A 4526-nucleotide genomic window follows, 5' to 3' on the forward strand; every position below is an offset into this window, starting at 1 on the left:
AAACGCACTCCCTTGTATTCGTTGCATGTTGAGTTGGGAGGTAAGTTGGTTGATTTTGCTGGCTGGGAGATGCCTGTTCAGTATCCTTTGGGGATTATGGGGGAGCATAAGCAGTGTCGTGAGAAGGCGGCGTTGTTTGATGTGTCTCACATGGGTCAGGTGATTTTGCGCGGCGAGAATGTGGGTGAGAAGCTGGAAGCTTTGTGCCCTCAGGCTTATGCGACGCTGAAGGAAGGCAAGGCGCGGTACGGGTTCTTTACGAATGCGGATGGCGGGATCATGGATGACCTGATCGTGTCGAATGCGGGCGATCATTTCTTTGTGGTTGTGAACGCGGCGCTGCGGCATCAGGACATTCCGCATATGCGCGCGCACCTCGAAGGCGTCGAAGTGACCGAGATCTTCGACCGGGCGCTGGTGGCGGTGCAGGGTCCCAAGGCCGAGGATGTGGTGGGGGAACTTTGCCCTGCTGCCCGCGATCTGAAGTTCATGGAAACCACCGTGGCCGATATCAACGGCGTTGAATGCCGCATCTCGCGTCTGGGCTATACCGGCGAGGATGGTTACGAGATCTCGATCCCCGAGGACAAGGCGATCGAGATCAGCAAGGCTTTCCTGGCGCATGAAGATTGCGAACCTGCGGGTCTGGGCGCGCGCGACAGCCTGCGGCTTGAGGCGGGGCTGTGCCTGTATGGCAATGACATCGACCAGAGCACCTCGCCCATCGAGGCATCCCTGGGCTGGGCTATTCAAAAACGCCGCAAGGAAGAAGGCGGGTTCCCAGGCGCGGATCGCGTGCAAAAGGAACTGGCCGAGGGCGCGGCGCGCAAGCTGGTGGGCATCAAGCCCGACGGCCGGGCACCGGCGCGTCAGGGCGTTGAGGTGCAATGCCTTGAGGGCAACACGATTGGTCAGATCACCTCGGGCAGCTTTGGCCCCACGGTGGGTGGTCCGGTTGCGATGGGCTACGTGTCGAAGGGCCATGGTGAGCCCGGCGAGAAGGTGAACCTGATCATTCGGGGCAAGGCGCAACCGGCGCAGATCGTGGCGCTGCCCTTTGTCACACAGAATTACAAGCGTTGAAGTCAGGAGAGAGACAAGATGGCAACCTATTATTCCGAAGAGCATGAATGGCTGACCGTTGAGGGCGATACCGCCACGCTTGGCATCACCAAGCACGCGGCTGAACAGCTGGGTGAGGTGGTGTTTGTCGAGCAGCAGGAAGCGGGAGACGAGTTCGAGAAAGACGGCGAGATCGGCGTGATCGAATCCGTCAAGGCCGCGTCCGAGCTTTATGCTCCGGTGGATGGCGAGATCGTTGAAGTGAACGAAGCGCTGGCCGACAACCCCGGCGCGCTGAACGAAGACCCCGAAGGCGAAGCCTGGATCTACAAGATCAAGATTGCGGACGCATCGCAGCTTGAGGACCTGATGGACGAGGCCGGATACAAAGCCTTCATCGGCTAAACCAAACCGGGGCCCCGCGCCTGGGGTTCCACCGCTTTATCCGGAGCTTCTGCTTTTGGGGCTCCGCCCGCTCGGGCCGGACTGGCCCGCCTTCCACCGGAGATCTGCGCGGTCTCTGCCGGACCTGACTTATTCATAGGAGCGCTGCAATGGCCTTCAAACTGACCGACTACGAAGCCTATGACTTTGCCAACCGCCGCCACATTGGCCCGTCGCCCACCGAGATGCGCGACATGCTCAAGGTGATCGGCTTCAAGACATTGGACGAACTGATCGACGTCACCGTCCCGCCCGCGATCCGGCAGAAAGAGCCGCTGGACTGGGGTCCGGCGATGACGGAACGTGATGCTCTGTTCCACATGAAAGAGGTGGCGAGCAAGAACACCGTTCTGACCTCGCTGATCGGTCAGGGCTATTACGGCACCACCACACCTGCACCGATCCTGCGCAACATTCTGGAAAACCCGGCCTGGTACACGGCCTACACGCCCTATCAGCCCGAGATCAGCCAGGGTCGTCTTGAGGCGCTGCTGAACTTCCAGACCATGGTCAGCGACCTGACCGGGCTGGACGTGGCCAACGCGTCCTTGCTGGACGAAGCCACGGCGGCTGCCGAAGCCATGGCCATGGCCAAGCGCGGCGGGCGGTCCAAGGCGAACAATGCAGCCTTCTTTGTCGACAAGAACTGCCACCCGCAGACCATCGCGGTCATTAAGACGCGTGCCGAGCCTTTGGGCATCGACGTGCAGGTGGGTGCTCCCGACAGCCTGGATGCGGGCGCGGTCTTTGGCGCGATCTTCCAATACCCGGGCACCCATGGCCATGTGCGCGACTTCACCGCCGAGATCGCGGCACTGCATGAACATAAAGCTATCGCCATTGTTGCCGCCGACATCCTGTCGCTGGCGCTGCTGAAGTCACCGGGCGAGATGGGCGCGGATATCGCCATCGGCTCGACCCAGCGCTTTGGCGTGCCGATGGGCTATGGCGGCCCGCACGCCGCTTACATGGCAACCACCGACAAGCTGAAGCGCTCGATGCCTGGCCGGATCATCGGCGTATCCATCGACAGCCGCGGCAACAAGGCCTACCGCCTGTCGCTGCAAACCCGCGAGCAGCATATCCGCCGCGAGAAAGCCAACTCGAACGTTTGCACCGCGCAGGCGCTGCTGGCGGTCATTGCCTCGATGTATGCGGTCTATCACGGCCCCGACGGCATCAAGGCCATCGCGCAATCGGTGCACCGCAAGACCTCGCGCCTGGCCGCTGGCCTGGAAGAGGCGGGCTTTGCCGTTGAGCCGGAAGTGTTCTTCGACACCATCACGGTCGAGGTCGGCCATCTGCAGAAGACCGTCATGGAAGCTGCCGTGGCCCGTGGCGTCAACCTGCGCAAGGTCGGCGATACGAAAGTGGGCATCAGTCTGGACGAACAGACCCGGCCTGAGACCATCGAGGCCGTCTGGGGCGCCTTCGGCATCGACCGCACCGATGACAGCTCGAACAAGCAGTACCGCCTGCCGGACTATGCGCTGCGCGAAAGCGCCTATCTGACCCACCCGATCTTCCACCAGAACCGGGCCGAGGCCGAGATCACCCGCTATATGCGCCGTCTGGCCGACCGCGATCTGGCGCTGGACCGGGCGATGATCCCGCTGGGGTCCTGCACCATGAAGCTGAACGCCACGATCGAGATGATCCCGGTCACCTGGCCCGAGTTCGGCAATCTGCACCCGTTCTGCCCCGAAGATCAGGCGCAGGGCTATCACGAGATGATTGCCGATCTGAACGACAAGCTGTGCCAGATCACCGGTTATGACGCGATCTCCCAGCAGCCCAACTCGGGCGCGCAGGGCGAGTACGCGGGCCTTCTGACCATCCGCAACTACCACTTCGCCCGCGGCGAAGGGCAGCGCAATGTCTGCCTGATCCCGACCTCTGCCCATGGCACCAACCCGGCCTCGGCCCAGATGGTGGGCTGGCAGGTTGTGCCTGTGCTGGCGGATGAGAATGGCAACATTGATCTGAACGACTTCCGCGCCAAAGCTGAGAAGCACAGCGATCATCTGGCCGCCTGCATGATCACCTATCCGTCGACCCATGGCGTGTTCGAGACCACCGTGCAGGAGGTCTGCCAGATCACCCATGACCATGGAGGTCAGGTCTATATCGACGGGGCCAACATGAACGCCATGGTCGGCCTGTCGCGTCCGGGGGATATTGGCGGTGACGTCAGCCACCTGAACCTGCACAAGACCTTCTGCATCCCGCATGGTGGCGGCGGCCCCGGCATGGGTCCGATTGGCGTCAAGGCGCATCTGGAAGAGCACCTGCCCGGTCACCCGGAATACGGCACCGCCGTGGGCCCGGTCTCGGCAGCGCCCTTCGGCTCGCCTTCGATCCTGCCGGTCAGCTGGGCTTATGTGCTGCTGATGGGCGGCGCGGGTCTGACGCAGGCGACCAAAGTGGCGATCCTGAACGCCAACTACATCGCGGCGCGGCTCAAGGATGCCTATCCGATCCTCTACACCTCGGAAACGGGCCGGGTGGCGCATGAATGCATCCTTGACACCCGTCCGCTGGATGCCGAGGCGCATGTCACCGTTGACGACGTGGCCAAGCGCCTGGTCGATTCAGGCTTCCACGCGCCGACCATGAGCTGGCCGGTGGCCGGAACCCTGATGGTGGAGCCGACCGAGTCTGAGCCCATGGCCGAACTGGATCGTTTCTGCGACGCCATGCTGTCCATCCGCTCGGAAGCGCAGGACATCATCGACGGCAAGATCGACGCGGAAAACAACCCGCTGAAAAACGCCCCCCACACCGTGCGCGATCTGGTCGGCGAATGGGACCGCCCTTACACCCGTGAACAGGCCTGCTTCCCTCCGGGCTCCATGGGCGTCGACAAATACTGGTCCCCCGTCAACCGCGTCGACAACGCATATGGCGACAGAAACCTCGTCTGCACATGCCCCCCAATGGACGCATACGCAGACGCCGCAGAATAAACCCATAACAAAACCCCGCCAAAACATAGGCGGGGTTTTCGCCAATCGGAAACT

At 62.1% G+C, this 4526-nt stretch carries 3 protein-coding genes; all 3 read left to right on the forward strand.

Going from position 1 to position 4526, the window contains the following annotated elements; genetic code table 11:
• On the forward strand, positions 1–1083 hold a 1083-nt coding region (gene gcvT / locus GOV91_RS22420; RefSeq protein ID WP_171237126.1), incomplete at its 5' end, for a glycine cleavage system aminomethyltransferase GcvT.
• Positions 1084–1101: 18 nt separating this feature from the next.
• Positions 1102–1467: a glycine cleavage system protein GcvH gene (gene gcvH, locus GOV91_RS22425; protein ID WP_171181988.1), complete on the forward strand. Its 366-nt coding sequence runs from the start codon at positions 1102–1104 to the stop codon at positions 1465–1467.
• 149 nt (positions 1468–1616) lie between these two features.
• A complete protein-coding gene (gene gcvP / locus GOV91_RS22430) occupies positions 1617–4472 on the forward strand; it encodes an aminomethyl-transferring glycine dehydrogenase (RefSeq protein WP_171237127.1) in 2856 nt (951 codons plus the stop codon).
• Positions 4473–4526 lie beyond the last annotated feature (54 nt).

The sequence above is a fragment of the Ruegeria sp. HKCCA6837 genome, assembly GCF_013034475.1.
Classification (GTDB): domain Bacteria; phylum Pseudomonadota; class Alphaproteobacteria; order Rhodobacterales; family Rhodobacteraceae; genus Ruegeria.

Excerpts from the sequence above, each read along its gene's own strand:
- gcvH (WP_171181988.1), top strand. The coding sequence starts at position 1,102 with ATGGCAACCTATTATTCCGAAGAGCATGAATGGCTGACCGTTGAGGGC.
- gcvP (WP_171237127.1), top strand. The coding sequence starts at position 1,617 with ATGGCCTTCAAACTGACCGACTACGAAGCCTATGACTTTGCCAACCGC.